We start from the raw sequence: 20,594 nt of genomic DNA on the forward strand, positions 1-20,594 counted from the left end.
GTGCAACGGCCCGGTGGCCCGGCGGTTCGGCCGCCCGGCGGTGCAACGGCCCGGTGGCCCGGCGGTTCGGCCGCCCGGTGGCCGCCCCGCACCCGCGCGGCGCGTGCCGCGGGCACGCCTGGCACCCGGCGGCGCGGGGCGCCCGCGTCCCGTGCCTCCGCCACCGGGCACAATGCCGTCCATGCGGATGAACCCGTCCTCGCCGCCGACCGGTCTCCGGCTGCGCCCCCTGTCGGCGCGCTCGGTGGTCCTGAGCCTCCTGCTGGGCGTGCACCCGCCCGAACTGCCCGTACGGGACCTGCTGCGCAGTGTGGAGCCCTTCGGCATCGCGGGCTCCACACTGCGCGCCGCGCTGAGCCGCATGGTCGCGGCGGGCGACCTGGTCCGTGTGGAGGCGGGCTACCGGCTCAGCGAACGGCTCCTTGAGCGCCAGCGCCGCCAGGACGACGCCGTCCACCCCGCGACCCGTGAGTGGGACGGCTCCTGGGAGACCGTCGTCGTCACGGCGACGGGCCGTGGGCCCGCCGAACGCGCCGAACTGCGAACGGAGTTGGCGGGCCTGAGGCTGGCGGAACTGCGCGAGGGGGTGTGGTTGCGGCCGGCCAACCTGCGGCGCCACCGGCCCGTCGGGCCCGCCGGCCTCACCCAGTTCTTCACGGCACGGCCCGAACAGCCGTCCCGTGATCTGGCCGCGGCCCTGTGGCCGCTCGACGCGTGGGCCGCCACCGCCGTGGCGCTGCTGGCCCACGTGGCCGCGACCAAGCAGCCGACGGACCGCCTCGCCGGCTTCGCCGCCGTGGTCCGGCACCTCGTCACGGACCCCGTACTGCCCGCCGAGCTGCTCCCGGAGGACTGGCCGGCGCCCGCCCTGCGGGCGGTGTACACGTCGTACCGGCGCGAGGTGGCCGAGGCCCTCCGACCCGGCGCGGTCGGCGGCGGGACGCCGCAGGTCGGGGCGCCCGGTGTTTCCCGGCGCGCAGGAGGGGGACTCGGCCCCGGTAGTCGGACGAATCCGATCGAGCGACACGGACCCGGCCCGCGAGCGGGCCGGACGCAGAAGGAAGATGAGGAGCGGTGACGGCGTACGGCAGCACCACCAGGAACACGGACCGCCCGGCCGAGACGGGATGGGCGAAGGCGCGGCGTCGGCGTGACGGCCGTGTCCGCAGCTGCCTCCCGGCGACGGCCGACAAGGACACCTGCCGGGCCCGGACGGAACCGGACTGGAACATCGTCAGGGGCGAGGACTGAGCGCTGCCGGCGGGCGCGCCCCGGACCACGCGGGGAGGCCTTCCGGGCGACCGCGGTGGGAGCGCGGCGGCCCGAACACGGCGGCGGCACCCGGCGGTGGAGCCGCCGCAGGGCCGGAGGGACGAGTGACGTCCCTCCGGCCCTTCGCGTACGTGAAGGGCCGGGCGGGGTGCGTCCGGCAGGTGTCCGGCGGCCGGGGAGCGGCGGTCGCGCCGGTGCCCGGTGATCAACTGGTGGGGTCCGGCACCCCGGGCTAACGTCGGTGTAGCGGAAATCTGCGTCCACCACGGCGCAGTCCACGCGGACGAACTCATGACGGACGCTCACGCGACACCCTCGGAAACTGCCAAGTCCCCGGAGCGGGGCCACGGCAGCGGGATCGCGCTCCTCGTGATCGCCTCGTGCCAGCTGATGGTGGTCCTCGACATCACCATCGTGAACATCGCCCTTCCGCACATCCAGAGTTCACTCGGCTTCTCGACCGAGAGCCTGTCCTGGGTGGTCAACGCCTACACGCTGACCTTCGGCGGTCTGCTGCTGCTCGGCGGACGCCTGGGCGACATCCTCGGCCGCCGCAGGGTCTTCATCTTCGGCGTGCTGCTCTTCGTCCTGGCCTCCCTGCTCGGCGGACTCTCCCAAGAGTCCTGGCAGTTGCTCGCCGCGAGGTCGCTGCAGGGTGTCGGTGCCGCCATCGCCTCCCCGACCGCCCTCTCGCTCATCACCACGACCTTCCGCGAAGGACCCGAGCGCAACAGGGCGTTCGGCGTGTTCGCCGCGGTCTCGGCCGGCGGCAGCGCGATCGGACTCCTCGCGGGCGGGCTGCTCGTGGAGTGGCTCGACTGGCGCTGGGTCTTCTTCGTGAACGTGCCCATCGGCCTGCTGATCGCTCTCGCCACGCCGCGCTACATCAAGGAGTCGGAACGCCATCCGGGCCACTTCGACATCCTCGGCGCGCTCACCTCCACCATCGGCATGGTGCTGCTCGTCTACGGCTTCATCCGCGCCTCGGAGGACGGCTGGAGCGACGCGCTGACCATTGCCGCGTTCATCGCGGCGGTCGTGATCCTCGCCGCGTTCATCGCCGTGGAGAGCCGCTCGAAGCAGCCGATCACGCCTCTGCGGATGTTCCGGGACCGGAACCGCTCGGGCGTCTACGCGATGATGCTGAGCCTGTCCGCGGCGATCTTCGGCATGTTCTTCTTCCTCACGCTCTTCGTCCAGAACGTCCTGGGCTTCAGCCCGTTGAAGGCGGGCCTCGCCTTCCTCCCGATCAGCGCCATCATCGCCGTCGGCGCGGGCTGCGCCTCCCAACTGCTGCCCAGGTGGGGCCCGAAGCCGTTCATGGTCGTTGGCGCGGTGTTCGCGGCCGTGGGACTCGGCTGGCTGACCTTCACCAACGTCAACAGCACGTACGCGGGCAGCATCCTGGGTCCGATGCTCGTCTTCGGCTTCGGCATGGGACTGCAGTTCGTCTCGCTGACCCTGATGGCGGTGTCCGGCGTCCGGGCACGGGACACGGGCGCGGCCTCCGGCATCCTCAACGCGACCCAGCAGGTGGGCGGTTCGCTCGGCCTGTCGGTGCTGGTGACCGTCTACGGCACCGCCAGCCGCAACGAGGCCACCGACCAGGTCGCCAAGTTCATGCAGGAGGCGACACCGGCACAGCGCCTGGAGTTCCGCAGGACGGGTCAACTTCCCGCGCCCTGGAGCTCCGAGGTGCTCACGTCGGGCATCGCGAGTTCGTTCGTCGCGGCGGCCGTCTTCGCCGTCGTGGCAGCCCTGGTCGCGGTGTTCGTCATCCAGGTGCGCCCCGACGACCTGCAGCGGCTCCAGGGCAACGGCGCCCTTCCCGGCGTACCGGCCGAGAGCGGGGCGGAGACGGCCGATGGGCCGGCGGCGGGCGCGGACGACGCGCCGGAACCCGGGACGGAGCGTCCGCCACCGGACGGCTGAACACCCGCCGCCCGTACGGATGCCCGGCGCCCCGGCACGGCGCCCGGCCCTGACCGCCCTGACCGCCCTGACCGCCCGGACCGCCCTGACCGCCCGGCCCCTTTGTGCGGGAGCACCGGACTCCCCGAGCCCTCAGCGCAGGAGCAGGTGCGCCAGGGACGTGGAGCCGACGGCCACGATCAGCGTCCGCAGGACCGCGGGGCTGAAGCGGCGGCCCAGTGCTGCGCCGAGCGTGCCGCCGAGCGCCGAACCGACCGCGATCAGCGCGACCGCCGTCCAGTCGAACTCCGCCGTGAACACGAAGAAGAGCGCCGCGACGGCGTTGACGACGGCGACGAGCACGTTCTTCACGGCGTTGAGGCGTTGCAGCCGCTCGTCCAGGAGCAGGCCCATCAGGGAGACGTAGAGGATGCCCTGGGCTGCGGAGAAGTAGCCGCCGTACACACTGGCGAGGGTCAGGCCGACCGGCAGCAGCGGCCCGCCGTCGCGCCGGGCACGGCCCCCCGTGCGCGCGCGACGGCGGCGCACGCCCTCGGCGATCAAGGGCTGGAGTGCGACCAGGACGAGGGCCAGGGCCACCAGCACCGGCACGATCCGCTCGAACGCGCCGGGCGGCAGGACCAGCAGGAGCGAGGCGCCGGTGAGGCCGCCCAGCGCGGCCCCCGCGCACAGCTTCCGCAGCAGACGGCCCCGGCCGGCCAGCTCCCCGCGGTGTCCGACGGCCGCGGCGACCGAACCGGGCACCAGGCCGAGCGCGTTGGAGACGGTGGCGGTGACGGGCGACAGCCCGGTGGCGAGCAGCACCGGGAAGGTGATCAGCGTTCCGGAGCCGACGACACTGTTCAGGGCGCCCGCGCCGACCGCTGCCGCGCCCACCGCGACCATCTCGTCCGGCGTCATGCCGCACCCAGCGGCCACCCGGGCCCGAGGCCCGCCGTCACGGGGGCGGTCGGCGGGGCGCCACCCGACGCCCGATGGTCCGTGCCCGATGTGATCTCCATGGTGCCGACGCTATCCGGACCGTGGTTCGGCACGCGCCGAACCGTGACGGCACCCGTGGGGCCGGCTCCCGGGCTTCCTTCAGGGGATGGGCTGTTCGGCCCAGATGACCTTGCCCGCGGGGGTGTAGCGGGTGCCCCAGCGCTCGGAGAGCTGGGCGACGAGGAACAGGCCGCGCCCGCCCTCGTCGGTGGTCGCCGCGTACCGCAGATGCGGTGAGGTGCTGCTGCCGTCGAAGACCTCGCAGATGAGGCTGCGGTCGCGCAGGACCCGCACCCGGATGGGATCTCCGCCGTACCGGATCGCGTTGGTGACCAGCTCGCTGAGGATCAGCTCCGTCGCGAAGGCCATGTCGTCGAGGCCCCACTCCGACAACTGCCGGGTGAGCGACGCGCGGACCTCGCCGACCGCCGCAGGCTCGGACGGCACCTGCCACTCGGCGATGTGCTCGTCGCCGAGCGCGCGCGTCCCGGCGACGATCAGGGCGATGTCGTCCGCGGGCCGGGCGGGCAGCAGTTCCTCCAGGACGATCCGGCAGGTCTCCTCCGGCGACCGGTCCGCCCCGGTCAGGGCGGAGCGCAGCATTTCGAGTCCGACGTCGATGTCCCGTTCACGGTCCTCGACCAGCCCGTCCGTGTAGAGGACCAGCCGGCTGCCCTCCTCCAGTTTGAGTTCGGCCGTCTCGTACGGCAGGCCGCCCAGCCCGAGCGGCGGTCCCGCGGGCACGTCCGGGAACTCGACACTGCCGTCGGGCCGTACGACGGCCGGTGGAGGGTGCCCGGCCCGCGCGACGGCGCACTGCCGCGAGGCCGGGTCGTACACGGCGTACAGACAGGTGGCGCCGGTGATGGCGCCGGTGTCCTCGGCGCCCTCGTCCTGGTCGATACGGCCGACCAACTCGTCGAGGAGTCCGAGCAGTTCGTCGGGCGGCAGGTCGAGCGAGGAGAAGTTGTGGACCGCGGTGCGCAGGCGCCCCATCGTGGCCGCCGCGTGCAGCCCGTGCCCGACGACGTCACCGACGACCACCGCGACACGCGCGCCGGACAGGGGCAGCACGTCGAACCAGTCCCCGCCCACCCCCGCCTGCGCCGGGAGATAGCGGTACGCGACGTCCAGGGCGCCCTGCTCGGGGAGGTTCCGGGGCAGCAGACTGCGCTGGAGCGTCACCGCCATGGTGTGCTCACGGGTGTAGCGGCGGGCGTTGTCGATGGAGACCGCCGCGCGGGCGACCAGTTCCTCGGCGAGTGCCAGTTCCTCGTCGTCGAACGGTTCCGGCTTCTCCGAGCGCCAGAAGTTGACCACGCCCATCACCAGATGCCCCACGCGCAGCGGGACGATGATGAGCGAGTGGATTCCGTACTCCACGACCTGCGCGGTGCGCTCCAGATCCTGCGCCAGCCAGCCCGGGGCCTCACTGAGTTCCGGCTCGACGACGGCCTCGCCCGTACCGATGCTGCGGGCCTGCGGGGACGAGGGGACGAACCGGATGCGCCTGCCGACCGGGTAGAGCGGCGCGTCCTCGCGGATCCCGCTGAACGCCGTGCGGCGCAGATCGGTACCGGGCTCCGGCTCCTCCCCGTTCAGCACGGCGTCGGCCAGGTCCACGGTCACGAAGTCGGCGAACCGGGGCACGGCCACGTCGGCCAGTTCCTGGGCGGTCCGGGTCACGTCGAGCCCCGTGCCGATGCCCACTCCCGCGTCGTACAGGAGCTTGAGGTGCTCGCGGGCCATCTCGGCCCGGCCGGACAGCGCGCGCAGCTCGGTCGAGTCGCGGAGCGTCGCGACACTGCCCGCGGGACCGCCCCGGAGGTCCGTGGTGCGCTGGTTGATCGCCAGCAGCCGGTCCCCGACCAGGTGGACCTCGTCCGTCGCGACACGGCCGGAGGCGAGCAGTTCGGCCGTCGCGGCGTCCAGGCCGAGGTGCTGGACGTGCCGCCCCTCGGCGTCCTCGGGCAGGTCGAGCAGCCGGTGCGCCTCGTCGTTGGCGAGCAGCAGGCGCCCCTCGCCGCCGACGATCAGGACCCCCTCCCGCACGGAGTGCAGCACCGCGTCGTGGTGCTCGTACATCCGGGTCATCTCGAACGGCCCCAGACCGTGGGTCTGCCGCAGCAGGCGCCTGGTCACCAGGGCCGTACCCATCGTGGCCAGCACGAGTGCCACGCCCGCGGCGGTCAGCAGGAGCGGGAGCTGCTGGTCGGCGACTCCTCCGACGTTCTCGGTGGTGATGCCCGCCGACACCAGGCCCACGACCTCGCCCTCGTCGTTCTTGACCGGCACCGTGGCCTGCACCAGCGGTCCCAGGGTGCCCGTGATCTCCTCGGTGACGGACTCGCCCGCCAGCGCCGGATCGAGCGTGCCGACGAACTTCTTGCCGATCCGGTCCGGCTTGGGGTGCGTGTAGCGGATTCCGTCGGTGTTCAGCACGACGATGAAGTCGACCTTGGACTGCTTGCGGGCCGCCTCGGCGCGCGGCTGGAGGATCACCGTCGGGGACGGGGCTTCCAACGCTTCCTGGATACCCGGGGAGTTGGCGAAGGTCTCGGCGACCGCGAGCGAGCGGTTTCGGGCCTCGGTGGTCGTGTCGTGCCGGACCTGGACCACCAGCGCCACCACCGCGGCCACGACCAGCAGCAGCACGATCACCACTTGCAGCAGGAACACCTGGCCCGCCACGCTGCGGCCGCCCAGGGTGGATCGCAGCCCCGCCGTGGACGTGCGTCGGGGCCCGCCTTCGCGTGCCCCTCGCTGCGCGCGCGGTTCCCGCGCGGCCGGCCGTGCTCGCCGTTTGTGCAGGCGGCGGGGACGGTCACGCCGATGCTGCGCGTGCTGTCCTTCGGGGCGCGGGGTCGACTGAGCCGAGGATCGACCCCAGAGTCGGACCATACGCCCATGTCTACACTGCCCGGCGCCGTGAGGCGAGAGTGTCACGCGGCGCGGACGGCGGGTCCCGGAACCGGATGGACCAGACCACTGGAGGGAGCCGCTGCGGTGGTGGGCGCGTACGGAGGCCCCGGAGGGCCCGGGCTGCCTCCGGGTACGACCGGGGCCGGCTGCCACGGGCGTCGACGGCGGGTTGTGCCGCCCGCCCGCTCCCGTCGCATCATGGAGTGAGTGCGTTTCACCCCCTTTGCCCATCGAGTGCGGGAGGCCGCCATGCCCACGCCGGACCGTTACCGGCTGACGTTCACCCACGGACGGTCGGACGTCGACGCGCCCAAGGACCAGGTCGTGGTCGAGAGGACCGCCGGACTGGGGCCGGGCGGGAACCCGGTCTACTCCGATCCCACGGGCATCCTCCGTGCGGAGATCAGTCCGAGGGGTGAGGTGCGGATGCTGGCCAGTGGCGGTCACCAGTCGCCGCAGCCGCCCGTCGTCGAGCCGCTGCCCTGACCGACCCGAGGGCGGCGGGACGAGACCCGGTCCGGGCACGGCCCGGCAACAGCACGGCCCGGCCGGGGGCCCGGTTCGGTGTGACACGGCCCGGGGGAGGGGCGGTCGCGCGGGCCGGTCCGTCCAGGCACGGGAACGCCCCGGCACATGGTGTGCCGGGTGCGTCGGCGCGCGGTGACGGCGGCCCGGCGGATCGGGCTCGGTGCCCGGGCCCTTCCGGCCGGGCCATGCCGCCGCGGTACGGGCGCAGGCGACCAGGCGCGTGCGCCCGGCCCCGCCGCTCCGGCCGGTCCACCCACCGGGTCAGGCCAGCAGGAAACCGGCGGCCGTGACCGCTCCCAGTGAGGCGCCGGCCGCGGTCTGCGCGGCGGAGTGGTACCCGAGCGCCACCCGGGACCAGCAGACCGCCGCCACGAGCGTGTACGCGGTCAGCCACCAGGCCGAGTGGACGGCGGCGAGCATCGCCACGACCGAGGACGCCACGGCGGAGTCGACGCTGATCTTCCACACCGTGTTCACGCCGAACAGCACGACGGTCATGCACCACAGGGAGGCCGTCGCCACCAGGACCTCGGTGGGCGCGCCGCCGATTCCCATCACCGCGGCGCCGAAGCCCAGCGAGGCGAGGATGACCAGGAAGATCGGTGCCCGCTGCCTCCGGTCGATCACATGCCGGTCGTCCCAGGTGCCCCGCCGACCCTCCCACTCGATGTACGCGGCCGGGACGATCCCCGCGCACAGTGCGCCGAACAGGCCCCAGGGGACGCCGGTCCAGTCGCCGGCGGCCGCTGTGCCGAGGCCGGTCATGCCGGCGAGCAGGGCGTTGCGGGGCTGGAGCACGTCGGTGACGACGCGGGCGACGCTCCCCGGCCCCTCGGCACGGCCGCTGCGCCGTCCGGCGTCTCGGCTCGGCGGTCGCTCGGGAGCGGGGCTGTCGGACTTCACGGCTGGGCACCTCGCGTACTCGGTGTGGGCGGACGGCCGCTGAGCATGCCATGCGCCACTCGTGAAGCACTCCAGCCGGTGTCCGTGCCAGGGCCGGGACGACCGGGGAGTCGGACGGGGCGCCGGACGCGGAGCCCACAGAAGATGAATCCTGAAGCGGAGAATCGTTCCTGCACGAATCCGTCACACCCACACCGGCCGTCTCTTGAGAAAATGGCCGCATGACGCGCAGCGCACCCAACGAGCTGGGAGACTTCCTCAAGGCCCGGCGTGCGGAGCTCAGTCCCCGTTCCGTCGGCCTGCCCGACGGGGCGGTGCGACGGGTGCCAGGCCTGCGCCGGGACGAGGTGGCCATGCTGGCGGCCATCAGCACCGACTACTACACCCGGCTCGAACAGGGCCGCATCCAGGCGTCCGAGCCGGTGCTGCACGCCATCGCCCGGGTCCTGGACCTGGACGAGGACCAGCACGCGTACGTGCTGGAGCTGGCCGGCAAGGAGCCCGCCCGGCCGCGCCACCAGGAGGTGCAGACGGTCCAGCCCCAACTGCGGCGGCTGCTCGACGACCTCACCTCCATACCCGCCATGGTGCTGGGCCGCTTCACGGACGTACTGGCCTGGAACCCGCTGGCCGCGGCACTGCTCGGCGACTTCGGCCTGCTTCCCGAAGGGGACCGCAACTACGCGAAGATGGTCTTCAGCGACCGCATGAAGAACCTGTACGCGGACTGGGAGAGCGCGGCCCGGACGACGGTCGCCAAGCTGCGTACGGAGGCGGCGCACAACGCGGGCTCGCCCCGGCTGACCGCTCTCGTGAACGAACTCTCCGACCTGGACCCGGACTTCCGGCGGTGGTGGACCACGCACCACGTGGCCGCCCACTCCGTGGGCACCCGGACGCTCAACCATCCGATCGCCGGCACTCTCGTCCTGGAGTGGGACACCCTCACCGCCGCCACTGACCCGGACCAGCAGCTCGTCCTGTGGACCGCCGCTCCCGGCACCCCCAGTCACGAGGGCCTGCGCTTCCTCGCCTCCTGGGCCGACCGGAGCCACGAGCCCAGCAGCGGCTCCGCGAACTGACGCCGATCCAGAGGCTGTTCGCCCAGGCGGGCCATGTCGGGCGAGCGGCCCGGGGCCCGGCGTGAGCAGTTGTCGCGTGTGTGGCGGGGCCGTGCGGCCGTGGCCGCTGCGACGATTGCGGATTTGTGGTGCTCGGCGGTCAACTGCCCTAGGGTGGGCGCTTGTTGACGATTCAAGCGGTCGGCTGCTTCCTGGAGGAGCGTATGTCTGTGCCCCGTCCCCTTCCACGGCCTTCACGGCGTACCGCGTTGCGCGGTCTGGCTGTCGCCGGGGCCGCCGTGGTCGGCTTCGACCCCTTCACCCGCAGCTGGGCGGTGACCGGTTCGGGCCGCCCGCTGCACGGGGTCCCCGACCTGGACGGGACGCTCCACACGGAGGGGTCGCCGCTCGACGGCGCCGCCGACGACTTCGGGCACATCGTGCACCGGCGGCCGGCAGCGGTGCTCCGTCCCGGCTCGGTGGACGACGTGGTCGCCATGGTCCGCTTCTGCAACGAGCGGGGCATCCGGGTCGCGCCGCGGGGCGAGGGCCACGCCACCAACGGGCAGGCCCAGGTCGAAGGCGGTCTCGTCGTCGAGACCACGCCCCTCGCGGCCATCGGCGCCGTCCGGCCGGGCGGCGCCTCGGGCGGCGGCAGCGTCACGGTCGGCGCGGGCGCGAGATGGAGCGATGTCGCCCGGGCGGCCATCGCCCACGGCCTCACCCCGCCGGTGTTCACCGACTACCTCGAACTGTCCGTCGGCGGGACCCTGTCCGTCGGTGGGCTCGGCGGCCAGAGCCACCAGCACGGGGCGCAGGTCGACACCGTCCTCGAACTGGACGTCGTGACCGGCGCCGGAGAGCGGCTGCGCTGCTCCCCGACCCGTCACCGGGACCTGTTCCTCGCGACCCTGGCCGGGCTGGGCCAGTGCGCGATCATCGTCGGCGCCACCCTGCGCCTGGTCCGCGCCCCCGAGACCGTGCGCCACTACCTCCTGCCGTACGACGACCTGCGCACCTTCCTGGAGGACCAGCGGCTGCTCGCCCGCGAGCAGCGCTTCTCCTATCTGGAAGGCCAGATCGCGGCGGACGCCTCGGGCGCCTTCAACCAGTACGTCATCGAGGCCGTCGCCTACGGACCCCCGGTCGGCGACGCCCCCGACGACGCGCGGCTGCTGCGGGGCCTGCGGCACGCGCCGGCCGGTGTGCAGACCGCGGACCTCCCCTACTTCGCCTTCCTCGACCGGCTCGCCCCGGCCGTCGCGGCCCTCAAGGAGGCGGGACTCTGGGCCTACGCCCACCCGTGGCTCAACCTGCTCCTGCCCGGCCGCGCGGTACTGGACCTGGCCGGCACCCTGCTCGACGGCCTCACGCCGGAGGACGTCGGCCCCGGCGGCGTCGTCCTGCTCTACCCGCTGCGCCGCGAGCACCTGCGCACCCCGCTGCTCCGCGCACCGGACGACGCCGTGCCGTACCTCATGGCCGTGCTGCGGACCGCGCCGCCCGAGGACACCGCGACGGTCGATCGCCTACTGGCGGCCAACCGGTCCGCGTACGAGACCGTGCGCGCGACCGGCGGCACCCAGTACCCGGTCGGCTCCGTCCCGTTCGGACGCGCCGACTGGCGGCGGCACTTCGGTCCCGCCTGGTCCCGCTTCGCCGAGGCCAGGCGGACGTTCGATCCGCGCGGAGTCCTCGTCCCCGGACAGGGGATCTTCTGATCCGACCCCGACGGTCGCACCCGCGCCCGCCGAGCCCCGGGGCCCCCGTGCGCGACCGTGCGGGGGCCCTCCCGCGTCCCGGCGCGGCCCGCCGGAGGGCGCGGTGCGAGCCCGGTCCGGAGGGCGGGTGCGAGCCCGGTCCGGAGGGCGGGTGTGAGCCCGGCCTCAATTTTTGAACACGTTCAGTATTCTGGGCTACGCTCACCCCACAGCGGAGGGGGAGCCCGATGAAGATCGTCGTACCCGGGGGCACCGGGCAGGTGGGCGCGATCCTGAACCGCGCGCTGACGGACGCGGGCCACGACGTCGTGGTCCTGACGAGGCGACCCGGACGCGCGGGCGACGTGCGGTGGGACGGTGAGACCCTCGGTCCCTGGGCCGACGAGGTCGACGGCAGCGACGTGGTGGTCAACCTGGCCGGACGCAGCGTCAGTTGCCGCGGCACGGCGGCCAACCTGCGCGCCATGATGGACTCGCGCGTGCGCTCCACGCAGGTCGTGGGGCAGGCGATCGCGCTCGCCGCCAGGCCTCCCCGGCTCTGGCTCCAGATGAGCACGGCCACCATCTACGCCCACCGGTTCGACGCGCCCAACGACGAGTCGAGCGGCATCCTCGGAGGCGGTGAACCGGGCGTCCCCGGCCACTGGTCGTACAGCGTCGAGATCGCGAAGGCCTGGGAACGGGCCCAGGAGGAGGCCAGGACCCCCGGCACACGGAAGGTGGCCCTGCGCTCCGCCATGGTGATGAGCCCCGACCGGGGCGGAGTGTTCGACGTCCTGCTGCGGCTGGCCCGCCTCGGACTCGGCGGGCCCGTCGCGGGCGGCGGGCAGTTCGTGTCCTGGATCCACGACCGCGACTTCGTGCGCGCCGTCGAGTTCCTGATCGACCGCGACGACCTGTCCGGAGCGGTGAACCTCGCGGCCCCGCTGCCCGTGCCCCAGCGCACCTTGATGCGCGTGCTGCGCACCGCCTGGGGCGTCCCGGTCGGTCTGCCCGCCACCCGGTGGATGGCGGAGATCGGCGCGTTCGCGATGCGCAGCGACACCGAACTGCTGCTGAAGAGCCGCCGCGTCGTCCCCGGCCGGCTGCGCGAGGCGGGTTTCACCTTCGACCTGCCCCAGTGGTCGCAGGCCGCCGAGGACCTGGTGCGGCGCGTCCGGGACGGAGCCGGGCGCGCCGCGTGATCCCCCGCCGGGGACCTTCCCGTCAGCCCAGCTTCCGGCAGTACAGGGCGTCGGGAGCCCGGGACGAGCCCAGACGCCCGGTGTACGCGATCCCCGCGGCGTACTCGTCGTCCGCGCACTGCCCCTTGTAGTGGCCCTGCGCGAAGTCGCCGCCCTTCGGGGACGAACCCCGGTTGTCGCCGCGGTCGAACCAGACCGTGCGACCGCCCGAGCCGAGTGTGCCGGCCGGCGCGGTCGCGCAGAGCACGGCGGAGACCGCGGACCCGCGCACGCTGTACCCGCTCACGAACCGGCCTTCGGGGCACTGGAGTTTGGTGTACCCGGAGGCCCAGTCGGCCCCGGACGCGACATGGCGTTCGTCCGTGACCACCTCGTACCTGCCGTCCGGGTCCCGCAGCGGCCCGGCGGACACGTCCGAGCACAGGCCCCGCCGGCCGGAGTGGCTGAGCCCGACCAGCCGCTGCCCGTCCGGGCAGACGGCCTTGCGTGCACCGGAGTCCCAGTCGGGGAGCGCGCGCATGCGCCGCGACTGGACGAAGTCCCCGTGGTCGGGGCTGAGCATCGACCACTCCGCCACCGGGTCCACGTGACCGGTACGGCCCGGGGCCCCGACGAGCCGGCTCCAGGCCGCCGCCCGCCAGTCGTCGCCGTCGTGGAGGCCCATCCGGTGTCCCGCCGAGTCCCAGTGCAGCAGGGCCCATCCGTTGCCCTGGCGGTTGTCGTGCCAGCCGACGAGCGGCCAGTACGCGAAGTCCGCGTCGGTGCGGATGAGGTGGTCGACGAAGTTCTCGAACCAGGCGCGCTGCTTCTGGCCCGTCTCCGTGCGGCCTCCCACGCCGAACTCGCTGATCCACAGCGGGGCGGTGAAGTGCTGGTCCCGCTCGCCCGTGACGAAGAAGGCCTGCCGGTTCAGGACGTCCGTCAGTTCCGCGGGGGTGAAGTCGCGGTACCGGGCGTCCGTCGTCTCGCCCGTGCCCGTGGCGCCGCTGTGCCGCGGGCCCGTGTAGTCGTAGAAGTGGGCGGAGTACACGAGCTTGCCGGAGTCGACGAGCGTGTGGGAGAGGCGGCGTACGGGCTCCAGGGTGGGGCGTTCGTGCGGAAGGCCGTCGACCGGGATGCCGGTCCAGTTGATGCCCTCGACGACGATGAGGAGATCGGGGTCGGCCTCGGTCAGGATGCGGTCGCCGACGCGCTGGGAGGCGGCGAACCAGTCGTGGTTGTCGCCCAGGCCCCAGTTGGGGTCGTCCCATACGTTGCGGCGGACCTCGTTGTAGAGGTCGGCGCCCACCACGCGCTGGTTGTCCTTGTAGCGGCGGGCCATGAAGAGCCAGTCGTCCTCCCAGGCCTGCACCGACTGGCCGGCGTTCCACCGCTCGTTGCCGTCGACCCCGCAGCACCAACGGGTCGTGTTGGTGTGGTTGTTGAGGATCACCGCGAGTCCGGCGCCGGTGAGTTCGCGGACCACGGCGTCGTACACCTGGAGCGGGGTCCTGCCGCGCAGCGAGGGGTTGGCGGCGACGGAGCCGTCCGTGACGGGGCGGCTGTCGTGGATCATCTCGTTGGAGAACGGCAGCCGGATGCTGTTGATCCCGATCTCCCGGAACCCGGCGATGATCTCGGACACCGGGGCCCGGTCCAGGCCGAGCGGCATGCGGCCGGAGTTCTCACCCGCGTGGTGGTTGGCGTTGTCGTCGGTGCTTCCCGAGCCGTTCCAAGTCCCGCTGGCCCCGTGCCAGTTGCCGGAGCGCAGCTTGAAGCGGTCCCCGTCGGCGTCCACGATCCACCGGCCCCGGGTGCTGAGCGGGGGCGTCCAGTCCTCGGCGGCCGGGGCGGGGGCGGCCAGGGGTGCGCCCGTCCGGACGGAACCGGCCGCGGCGGCGATGTCCGGTGCGGCCTCCCCGGCGGCTGCCCGCGGCATGGACGCCGGGTGCGCCAGGAGGAGTACCGCGGCCAGTGTGGCCCCGACGAAGGATCCGCGCACGGTCACCATCCCGATGGGCTGAGTTGTCATGGCGGCGTCATCATGATGCATCGGCCTCCGATGGTCCAGCACCGGGGCCGCAGCGGAGATCGATCCGGCCACCGGGTGGCGGGGCCCACCACGGGTGAGGCGGTGAGGCGGCCTCGCGGATGTCCCCGGGGGCGCCTGGGAGACGGAGGTCCCCGGGCCGGGAGGGCGGGGACGGAGGTCCCCGGACGGGAGTGAGGACACGGAGAGCCGGGGTGGGGAGCGGGAGGACGGACCCTTCCCGGGCGGGGAGGCCGGAGACGGATGCCTCCGGTCGGGGAAGGGGGGACGGACCATCCCGGGCGAGGAGGGTGGGGACCGAGAGCCATCCCGGGCGGGGAGGGCGGTGACCGAGAGCCAGGGTGGGGGGCTGACGGACGTCCTCGGGTGGGGGAGCGGGGAGCGGGGAGACGGAAGGGCTGGCGGGCAGCGGGGAGACAAGGGGGCTCCCGGGCCGGCAACGGGGCGGGGGAAGCGCCCCGGGCGGGCCCGGGCTCCGGGCGGTCGCCGTGAGGGGACGGCGTCCCGCCGGTCCGGCGCGAGCCCCGGCGTGACCCTTCCGGTCCGCTCGAGCCGCGCGACCTCGGGTGAGCTGCGATGCTGAATACGCGTGACGCGGCCCATGACCCGTCGGAGTGTGGTGGTGAACGCCGTGGCTGGGATCGACCGACCGGGTACGGGAACGACGATTCCGTGCGTCGACCCCTTGGGGGACCCGTTCCTGCGCACACGGATCGCGCTGCCCGCCAGGCCCGCCACCTTCCTGCGGCGCGAGCGCCTGGTCACGCGCCTGGACCGCGCCCTGCGGACCCCGCTGACGATGGTCAACGGCTCGGCCGGGGCGGGCAAGACCCTGCTGGTCGCCGACTGGGCCGCGGGCCTCGGTCGACCCGTGGCCTGGCTCAGCACCGAGTCGGCCGACCAGGGGCCGGGCGTGTTCTGGGCCTATGTCCTGCACGCCGTCCGGGCCGGCGGCGCGGACCTGCCCGCCGAGGTCGGCTGCCCCGTGGACGCCCGCAGGGTGGACCACACCCTCCTGGCCCGGCTCGCCGCGGAACTGAACACCGCCGAGCAGTCGGTGGTCCTCGTCCTGGACCAGTACGACAGGGTGTCCGCGCCCGAGATCGCCGATCAGTTGGAGTTCGTCCTGCGGCACGCCGGGCGCGGCCTGCGGCTGGTCCTGGTGACACGCAACGAACCGCTGCTGCCGCTGCACCGGTACAGGGCGGACGGCGAGATGACCGAGATCCGGGACGCGGAACTGGCCTTCACCCCCGAGGAGGCCGCCCTGCTGCTGGACCTGCACGGGCTGTCCCTCCCGCTCGACGCGACGCGCGCCCTCGTGGACCGCACACACGGATGGGCCGCGGGTCTGCGGCTGTGCGCCCTGGCGGCCCAGGAGAGCCCTGACCCGGAGACGTATCTGAAGGAGTTCGAGGCAGGGCGCAGCACGGTCGCCGACTATCTGCTGGCCGAGGTGCTCAAGCAGCGCACCCCCCAGACCCAGGACCTCCTCCTGCGGGTGAGCGTCCTTCAGCGCTTCTGTCCCGAACTGGCGAACGCGCTCACCGAACGCGACGACGCCGAGTCGATCCTGGTCGAGCTGCACCGGGAGAACGCCTTCGTCGAGGACCTCGGGCACGCCTGGTACCGCCTGCATCCGCTCTTCGGCGAGATCCTCCGCGCCCATCTGAGAGTGCGCTCGCCCGGCCTGGAGCAGGAGCTGCACCGCCGGGCCGCGGGCTGGCTGAGGGGCTCCGGGCACCTCCAGGAGACGCTCGCCCACGGAGCCGCGGCGGGCGACTGGGAGTTCACGGCCGGTGCCCTCGTCGACGACCTGGCCATCGGGCAGCTCTTCACCAGCCTGTGCTCCGACGACCTGGCCGAGCTGTTCTCGAGGATGGCGCCCGAGGCCTCGGGCGCGGCGACCCACCTGGTCCGGGCGGCCCGTGACCTGTGCCGCTGCGACCTGGACCGCGGGCTGGTCCATCTGCGGCACGCCGAGGAGGCTCTGGACAGCGCGGGCGGGACGGGCGGCGACGCGACCGCCCGCTTGAGCTGGGCCCTGCTGGAAGCCATGGTGGCCCGGCTGAGCGGCTCGCCGGACCGGGCGAAGAACGCCGCCGAGGCGGCCGAACGGCTGCGGTACGAAGTGCCCGCCCACCTGCTGGACAAGCATCCCGAACTCACCGCGCTGCTGCTGACCCACCTGGGTTCGACGCTCCTGTGGGCCGGACGCTTCGACGCCGCGAGCGGCGCCCTGTCCACGGTGGTCGGCGGCGCGCGCGGCGCCTCGACCGCTCTGGCCCGGCAGGAGTCCCTCGGCCATCTGGCGATGATCGACTACCTGCACGGCTGGCTCGGCCGGGCCGAACGCAAGGCCATGGCGGCGCTCGCCGAGAGCGAGCGGTTCGGCCTGCCACGGCCGTCCGGCAGCGGTGTCGAGCGGCTGGTCCTGGCCGGAGTCGCCGTGGACCGCAACGAACTCACCCGTGCCCGGGCGCTCCTCGACGAGGCGGCCGACCCCGGTCCCGTGCTGCGCGACCCGGTGTCCGTGGCGGGCCGCGCCCTCGTCACCTCGCGGTTGCTGCTGGCCAGGGGCGACCCGCGGGCCGCCCTCGCGGCGGTGGCCGCCGACCTCGGCACCGAGGTCGTCTCCCCGTGGGCGGAGAGCCAGTCCGCCATGGTCGCCGCCGCGGCGCACCTCGCCGAGGGCAGGCCGCAGAGCGCCGCCGAAGTCCTGCGCCGGGTCCCCGACGGGCAGCCGGCGTGCGCGGTGGAGGCGGCACGGGCCCAGCTCGCCGCGGGGAACCACGAAGCGGCGATCACCCTCCTCGACCGCCTGCGGACCGACGGCAGGGCCGGCCCCGCGGTCACCGTGCGTGGCCTGCTGCTGCGTGCCCAGGCGGCGGACGGCGCGGCCGACGGCGCCGCCGTCCACCGGCTCGTGGGCCAGGCGCTCACCGACGCCAGACGCGAGCGTTTGCGCCGGCCCTTCCTCGAATCCGGACCGTGGATCCGGGGCGTGCTCGGCACCCCCGCCCTGCAGAAGCTGGCCGCCGGCTGGCTGACCCCCGCCCGGCCGCGACGCGGCGGACCGGCCGGGGCCGAACCCCCGCCCGAGCCACTGGTCGTGGAGGCACTGAGCGGACGTGAGACCGACGTACTGCGCCGCCTGGCCCAGATGATGTCCACCGAGGAGATCGCCGCCGATCTCCATGTCTCGGTGAACACCGTGAAGACGCACCTCAAGAGCGTCTACCGGAAGCTGGCCGTGAACCGGCGAAACGACGCGGTGCGCCGCGCCCGCGAGCTGCATCTGCTGTGAGACTCGGTCGCCGGGACCGTCACCGTGCCCGCCGTCGGGCGTGTCCGCCTCGCCCGTCGTGGGTGAGGGGGACGACGGGAACTTCGTGTCTGATGACAGGGGGAGTGCGGGCGGACCGTCGCCCGTTCCGGCCCAATCGGCGAGGTGGACAGGTTGAAGCACTGGTGGCCCCTGATCGTGCTCGGAACGGCCCAGTTCCTCATGGTGCTCGACACGTCCGTCATGAATGTCTCCATCAGCCAGCTCGTGGAGGAATTCGACACCGAGGTGACTGCCATCCAGGCCGTCATCACGCTGTACGCCCTCGTCATGGCGGCGTTCATGCTCATCGGAGGGCGGCTCGGGGACATCCTCGGACGCCGGCGTCTCTTCGTCACCGGGATGGTCGTCTACGGCATCGGGTCGGCCCTGACCGCCGCGGCGCCCACCCTGTGGGTCCTGGCGCTCGGCTGGTCCGTCGTCGAGGGACTCGGCGCCGCGATGGTCCTGCCCGCGATGGCCGCGCTCGTCGCGGAGTCGTACCGGGGCAAGGACCGCGCCGTCGCCTACGGGGTCATCGGCGGCCTCGCGGGCGCCGGAATCGCGGTGGGCCCGCTGCTGGGCGGCTGGGTGACGACGTACCTGACCTGGCGACTCGTCTTCGCCGGTGAGGTGGTCGTCGTCGTGCTGGTGCTGTGCTTCCACCGGGTGATCGCGGAGCCCGCGGCGACGGGCCGGCGTCCCCGGCTCGACGGCGTGGGCGCCACCCTGTCGGCCGCCGGACTCGCGCTGGGCGTCCTCGGTGTGCTGCAGAGCAGCACCTGGGGCTGGGTGCAGCCCAGAAACCCGCCCTTCACGGTCATGGGGTTCGCCCCGACGCTCTTCGTCGTCGCCGCGGGTGTCCTCGTCCTCGTGCTCTTCTCCCACTGGGAGCGTCGGCGGGAGGCCCGCGGCGAGGACCCGCTGGTGCATCTGGCGCTGCTGGGGCGGCCCGCGCTGCGGTCCGGCCTGCTGACGCTGGTGAGCCAGAACCTCATCCTGCTCGGGCTCTTCTTCACCATCCCGCTGTACCTCCAGGTCGTGCAGGGCTTCAACGCCTTCGAGACGGGGCTGCGCCTGCTGCCCGTGTCCGTCACCATGCTCGTCGCCTCCACGGCGGCGTCCCGGCTGGGGCGGGTCGCGGGGCCGCGACGAGTGGTGCGACTGGCGCTGTTGACCCTGACGGCGTCGATCGTGTGGCTGCTGGCCACCATCGACCCGGTCATCGACGACGGGCAGTTCGCGGGAGCCATGGCCCTGCTCGGGATCGGCATGGGCCTGCTCGCCTCGCAACTGGGCAACGTCGTCCAGTCCACGGCGGGCGAGGCGGAGCGCAGCGAGGTCGGCGGGCTCCAGTTCACCGCCCAGAACCTGGGCTCCGCGCTCGGCACCGCGCTGATCGGATCGATCCTGATCGGAGCCCTCGCCCACGCCTTCACCGCACAGGTCGAGAGCGACCCCCGGGTCTCGGACGAGGCCCGGCAGGCGACCGGCATCGCCCTCGAATCCGGCGTCAGCTTCGTCACCACGGAACAGGTGACCGCGGCGGCGCAGCGGGCGCAGCTCCCGCCGGCCGACGTGGAGGCCGTCACGGACTCGTACGCGACAGCCCAGCTCAACGGCCTGAAGGCGGCGATCCTCGCGACCGGCGGCATCACCGTTGCCGGCCTGCTGGTCACCTCGCACCTGCCCGCCGGCCGGACCGGGGCGAGGAAGGCCCCCGCAGGTGCCGTGAACCCCCGCCCCGAATCCGCGCACTGAGCACGAGGAGGCCCCGATGTTCAAGACCGACCGTGCCGCAGCCCGCTCGAACCGTGCCGAGCGGCGCACGCACGCGGACTACACCGGCGCCGTCTACGGCTCGATGCTCGCCGCCTCCGTCGTCCTCGGCGCCAGCGCCCTGGGCTCGTTCCCCCGGCTCGAGCTGGTGCTGCTGCTGTTGCTGACCGGAGTGGTGTTCTGGATCGCGCACGTGCACGCCCAGCTCTTCGGGGCACATCTCGCGGATCAGACCCTGGACCGGCGGACCGTGCTGCGGGTGTGCCGGGACGAGTGGCCGATCGTGAAGGCCGCCGTCCCGCCCGCCATCGCGGTGGCCGTGAGCCCGCTGCTGGGCCTGAATGTCCAGGGAGCCCTGTGGCTGGCGCTGTCCGTCGCCGTGCTGGGGCAGGTGGGCTGGTCGGCGGCGGCGGCCTGGCGGATCGGGGCGACGCGGGGCCAGGTGGTCGGCGCCGCCGCGGTCAACCTGCTCATCGGCCTGCTGATCATTTCGTTGAAGCTCTTCCTCAAGCACTGACCGGGTCGCCGGGTCCCCCGAACGGCCTTTCACCTGCTCAGGGTGAGGTCGTACGGCACCGGAGCGGCGAGGATCGCAGCAAACGGCCGGTCCGCCTGCCCCCAGACCGCGATCGGGAGAGCAGCCCATGCGCTACGAGATCCGTGTCAAGGGACACATGTCGGAGACGCTCGCCAAGGCGTTTCCGGAGCTGGATCACGTGGTGATGTCGGGCCACACGGTCCTTTTCGGCCCCGTCGTGGACGAGGCGCACCTGTACGGGCTGCTGGCCCGCTGCCAGTCGCTGGGCCTGGTCGTCGTGGAGATGCGCCAGCTTCCTCAGTGAACGGCCGCCCCCCCCGCACGGGCCTTCGCCGGAGTGCGCGGGACGGGATCGCGTGCACGGCAGCCCGCCAGTACGAGGTGATGGGGCTCGTCTGCGGACAGCCCCGCCGTCGGCG

15 protein-coding genes are annotated in these 20,594 nt (G+C 73.4%); 11 read left to right on the plus strand and 4 right to left on the minus strand.

Annotated features, from left to right (window positions below; translation table 11 throughout):
- The first annotated feature begins 181 nt into the window (after positions 1-181).
- The 3 genes from IE265_RS12885 to IE265_RS12895 all read left to right on the plus strand — a co-directional run bounded on the left by IE265_RS12885 (position 182) and on the right by IE265_RS12895 (position 3,204).
- Positions 182-1,078, plus strand: coding sequence for a PaaX family transcriptional regulator C-terminal domain-containing protein (locus IE265_RS12885; RefSeq protein ID WP_190035611.1), 897 nt, complete (start codon positions 182-184; stop codon positions 1,076-1,078).
- A complete protein-coding gene (locus IE265_RS12890; RefSeq protein ID WP_190035612.1) occupies positions 1,075-1,251 on the plus strand; it encodes a hypothetical protein in 177 nt (58 codons plus the stop codon). The genes IE265_RS12885 and IE265_RS12890 overlap by 4 nt, the downstream gene beginning before the upstream one ends.
- A gap of 312 nt (positions 1,252-1,563) precedes the next feature.
- Complete coding sequence (locus tag IE265_RS12895) at positions 1,564-3,204, plus strand: MFS transporter (protein WP_190035613.1); 1,641 nt, start codon at positions 1,564-1,566, stop codon at positions 3,202-3,204.
- A 132-nt stretch (positions 3,205-3,336) separates the two neighbouring features.
- Here the strand turns inward: IE265_RS12895 and IE265_RS12900 are convergent, their stop codons facing one another.
- Complete coding sequence (locus IE265_RS12900; RefSeq protein WP_190035614.1) at positions 3,337-4,104, minus strand: sulfite exporter TauE/SafE family protein; 768 nt, start codon at positions 4,102-4,104, stop codon at positions 3,337-3,339.
- A gap of 180 nt (positions 4,105-4,284) precedes the next feature.
- Entirely contained in the window at positions 4,285-7,086 is a 2,802-nt protein-coding gene (locus IE265_RS12905) for a SpoIIE family protein phosphatase (RefSeq protein WP_190035615.1), read from the minus strand.
- A 270-nt stretch (positions 7,087-7,356) separates the two neighbouring features.
- On the opposite strand from IE265_RS12905, the gene IE265_RS12910 reads away from it, so the two are divergent.
- Positions 7,357-7,593 (plus strand): DUF6296 family protein, encoded by a 237-nt coding sequence (locus tag IE265_RS12910; protein WP_229916152.1) that lies wholly within the window; start codon positions 7,357-7,359, stop codon positions 7,591-7,593.
- Between the two features lie 303 nt (positions 7,594-7,896).
- Here the strand turns inward: IE265_RS12910 and IE265_RS12915 are convergent, their stop codons facing one another.
- The gene (locus tag IE265_RS12915; protein ID WP_229916163.1) at positions 7,897-8,400 is read right to left on the minus strand and encodes a phosphatase PAP2 family protein; all 504 of its coding nucleotides are present in this window, start codon (positions 8,398-8,400) and stop codon (positions 7,897-7,899) included.
- Between the two features lie 359 nt (positions 8,401-8,759).
- Between IE265_RS12915 and IE265_RS12920 the strand changes: the two genes are divergently transcribed.
- The 3 genes from IE265_RS12920 to IE265_RS12930 all read left to right on the plus strand — a co-directional run bounded on the left by IE265_RS12920 (position 8,760) and on the right by IE265_RS12930 (position 12,504).
- Positions 8,760-9,620: a helix-turn-helix domain-containing protein gene (locus tag IE265_RS12920; protein ID WP_190035616.1), complete on the plus strand. Its 861-nt coding sequence runs from the start codon at positions 8,760-8,762 to the stop codon at positions 9,618-9,620.
- A 248-nt stretch (positions 9,621-9,868) separates the two neighbouring features.
- Entirely contained in the window at positions 9,869-11,320 is a 1,452-nt protein-coding gene (locus tag IE265_RS12925; protein WP_229916153.1) for an FAD-binding protein, read from the plus strand.
- Between the two features lie 227 nt (positions 11,321-11,547).
- Positions 11,548-12,504 (plus strand): DUF1731 domain-containing protein, encoded by a 957-nt coding sequence (locus IE265_RS12930; protein WP_190035618.1) that lies wholly within the window; start codon positions 11,548-11,550, stop codon positions 12,502-12,504.
- A 22-nt stretch (positions 12,505-12,526) separates the two neighbouring features.
- On the opposite strand, the gene IE265_RS12935 is transcribed toward IE265_RS12930, so the two are convergent.
- The gene (locus IE265_RS12935; protein WP_190035711.1) at positions 12,527-14,494 is read right to left on the minus strand and encodes a glycoside hydrolase family 5 protein; all 1,968 of its coding nucleotides are present in this window, start codon (positions 14,492-14,494) and stop codon (positions 12,527-12,529) included.
- A gap of 640 nt (positions 14,495-15,134) precedes the next feature.
- On the opposite strand from IE265_RS12935, the gene IE265_RS12940 reads away from it, so the two are divergent.
- The 4 genes from IE265_RS12940 (at position 15,135) to IE265_RS12955 (ending at position 20,479) form a co-directional block, all read left to right on the plus strand.
- Positions 15,135-17,840, plus strand: coding sequence for a winged helix-turn-helix domain-containing protein (locus IE265_RS12940; RefSeq protein ID WP_190035619.1), 2,706 nt, complete (start codon positions 15,135-15,137; stop codon positions 17,838-17,840).
- A 153-nt stretch (positions 17,841-17,993) separates the two neighbouring features.
- The gene (locus IE265_RS12945) at positions 17,994-19,619 is read left to right on the plus strand and encodes an MFS transporter (RefSeq protein ID WP_190035712.1); all 1,626 of its coding nucleotides are present in this window, start codon (positions 17,994-17,996) and stop codon (positions 19,617-19,619) included.
- 16 nt (positions 19,620-19,635) lie between these two features.
- Positions 19,636-20,154 (plus strand): hypothetical protein, encoded by a 519-nt coding sequence (locus tag IE265_RS12950; RefSeq protein WP_190035620.1) that lies wholly within the window; start codon positions 19,636-19,638, stop codon positions 20,152-20,154.
- A 127-nt stretch (positions 20,155-20,281) separates the two neighbouring features.
- The gene (locus IE265_RS12955) at positions 20,282-20,479 is read left to right on the plus strand and encodes a DUF8691 family protein (RefSeq protein WP_190035621.1); all 198 of its coding nucleotides are present in this window, start codon (positions 20,282-20,284) and stop codon (positions 20,477-20,479) included.
- Positions 20,480-20,594 lie beyond the last annotated feature (115 nt).

Origin of the sequence: Streptomyces fructofermentans (assembly GCF_014651055.1) — a bacterium.
Taxonomy (GTDB): domain Bacteria; phylum Actinomycetota; class Actinomycetes; order Streptomycetales; family Streptomycetaceae; genus Streptomyces; species Streptomyces fructofermentans.

Excerpts from the sequence above, each read along its gene's own strand:
- IE265_RS12885 (WP_190035611.1), top strand. The coding sequence starts at position 182 with ATGCGGATGAACCCGTCCTCGCCGCCGACCGGTCTCCGGCTGCGCCCC.
- IE265_RS12895 (WP_190035613.1), top strand. The coding sequence starts at position 1,564 with ATGACGGACGCTCACGCGACACCCTCGGAAACTGCCAAGTCCCCGGAG.
- IE265_RS12900 (WP_190035614.1), bottom strand. The coding sequence starts at position 4,104 with ATGACGCCGGACGAGATGGTCGCGGTGGGCGCGGCAGCGGTCGGCGCG.
- IE265_RS12905 (WP_190035615.1), bottom strand. The coding sequence starts at position 7,086 with ATGGTCCGACTCTGGGGTCGATCCTCGGCTCAGTCGACCCCGCGCCCC.
- IE265_RS12910 (WP_229916152.1), top strand. The coding sequence starts at position 7,357 with ATGCCCACGCCGGACCGTTACCGGCTGACGTTCACCCACGGACGGTCG.
- IE265_RS12915 (WP_229916163.1), bottom strand. The coding sequence starts at position 8,400 with ATGACCGGCCTCGGCACAGCGGCCGCCGGCGACTGGACCGGCGTCCCC.
- IE265_RS12920 (WP_190035616.1), top strand. The coding sequence starts at position 8,760 with ATGACGCGCAGCGCACCCAACGAGCTGGGAGACTTCCTCAAGGCCCGG.
- IE265_RS12930 (WP_190035618.1), top strand. The coding sequence starts at position 11,548 with ATGAAGATCGTCGTACCCGGGGGCACCGGGCAGGTGGGCGCGATCCTG.
- IE265_RS12935 (WP_190035711.1), bottom strand. The coding sequence starts at position 14,494 with ATGGTGACCGTGCGCGGATCCTTCGTCGGGGCCACACTGGCCGCGGTA.
- IE265_RS12940 (WP_190035619.1), top strand. The coding sequence starts at position 15,135 with ATGACCCGTCGGAGTGTGGTGGTGAACGCCGTGGCTGGGATCGACCGA.
- IE265_RS12950 (WP_190035620.1), top strand. The coding sequence starts at position 19,636 with ATGTTCAAGACCGACCGTGCCGCAGCCCGCTCGAACCGTGCCGAGCGG.
- IE265_RS12955 (WP_190035621.1), top strand. The coding sequence starts at position 20,282 with ATGCGCTACGAGATCCGTGTCAAGGGACACATGTCGGAGACGCTCGCC.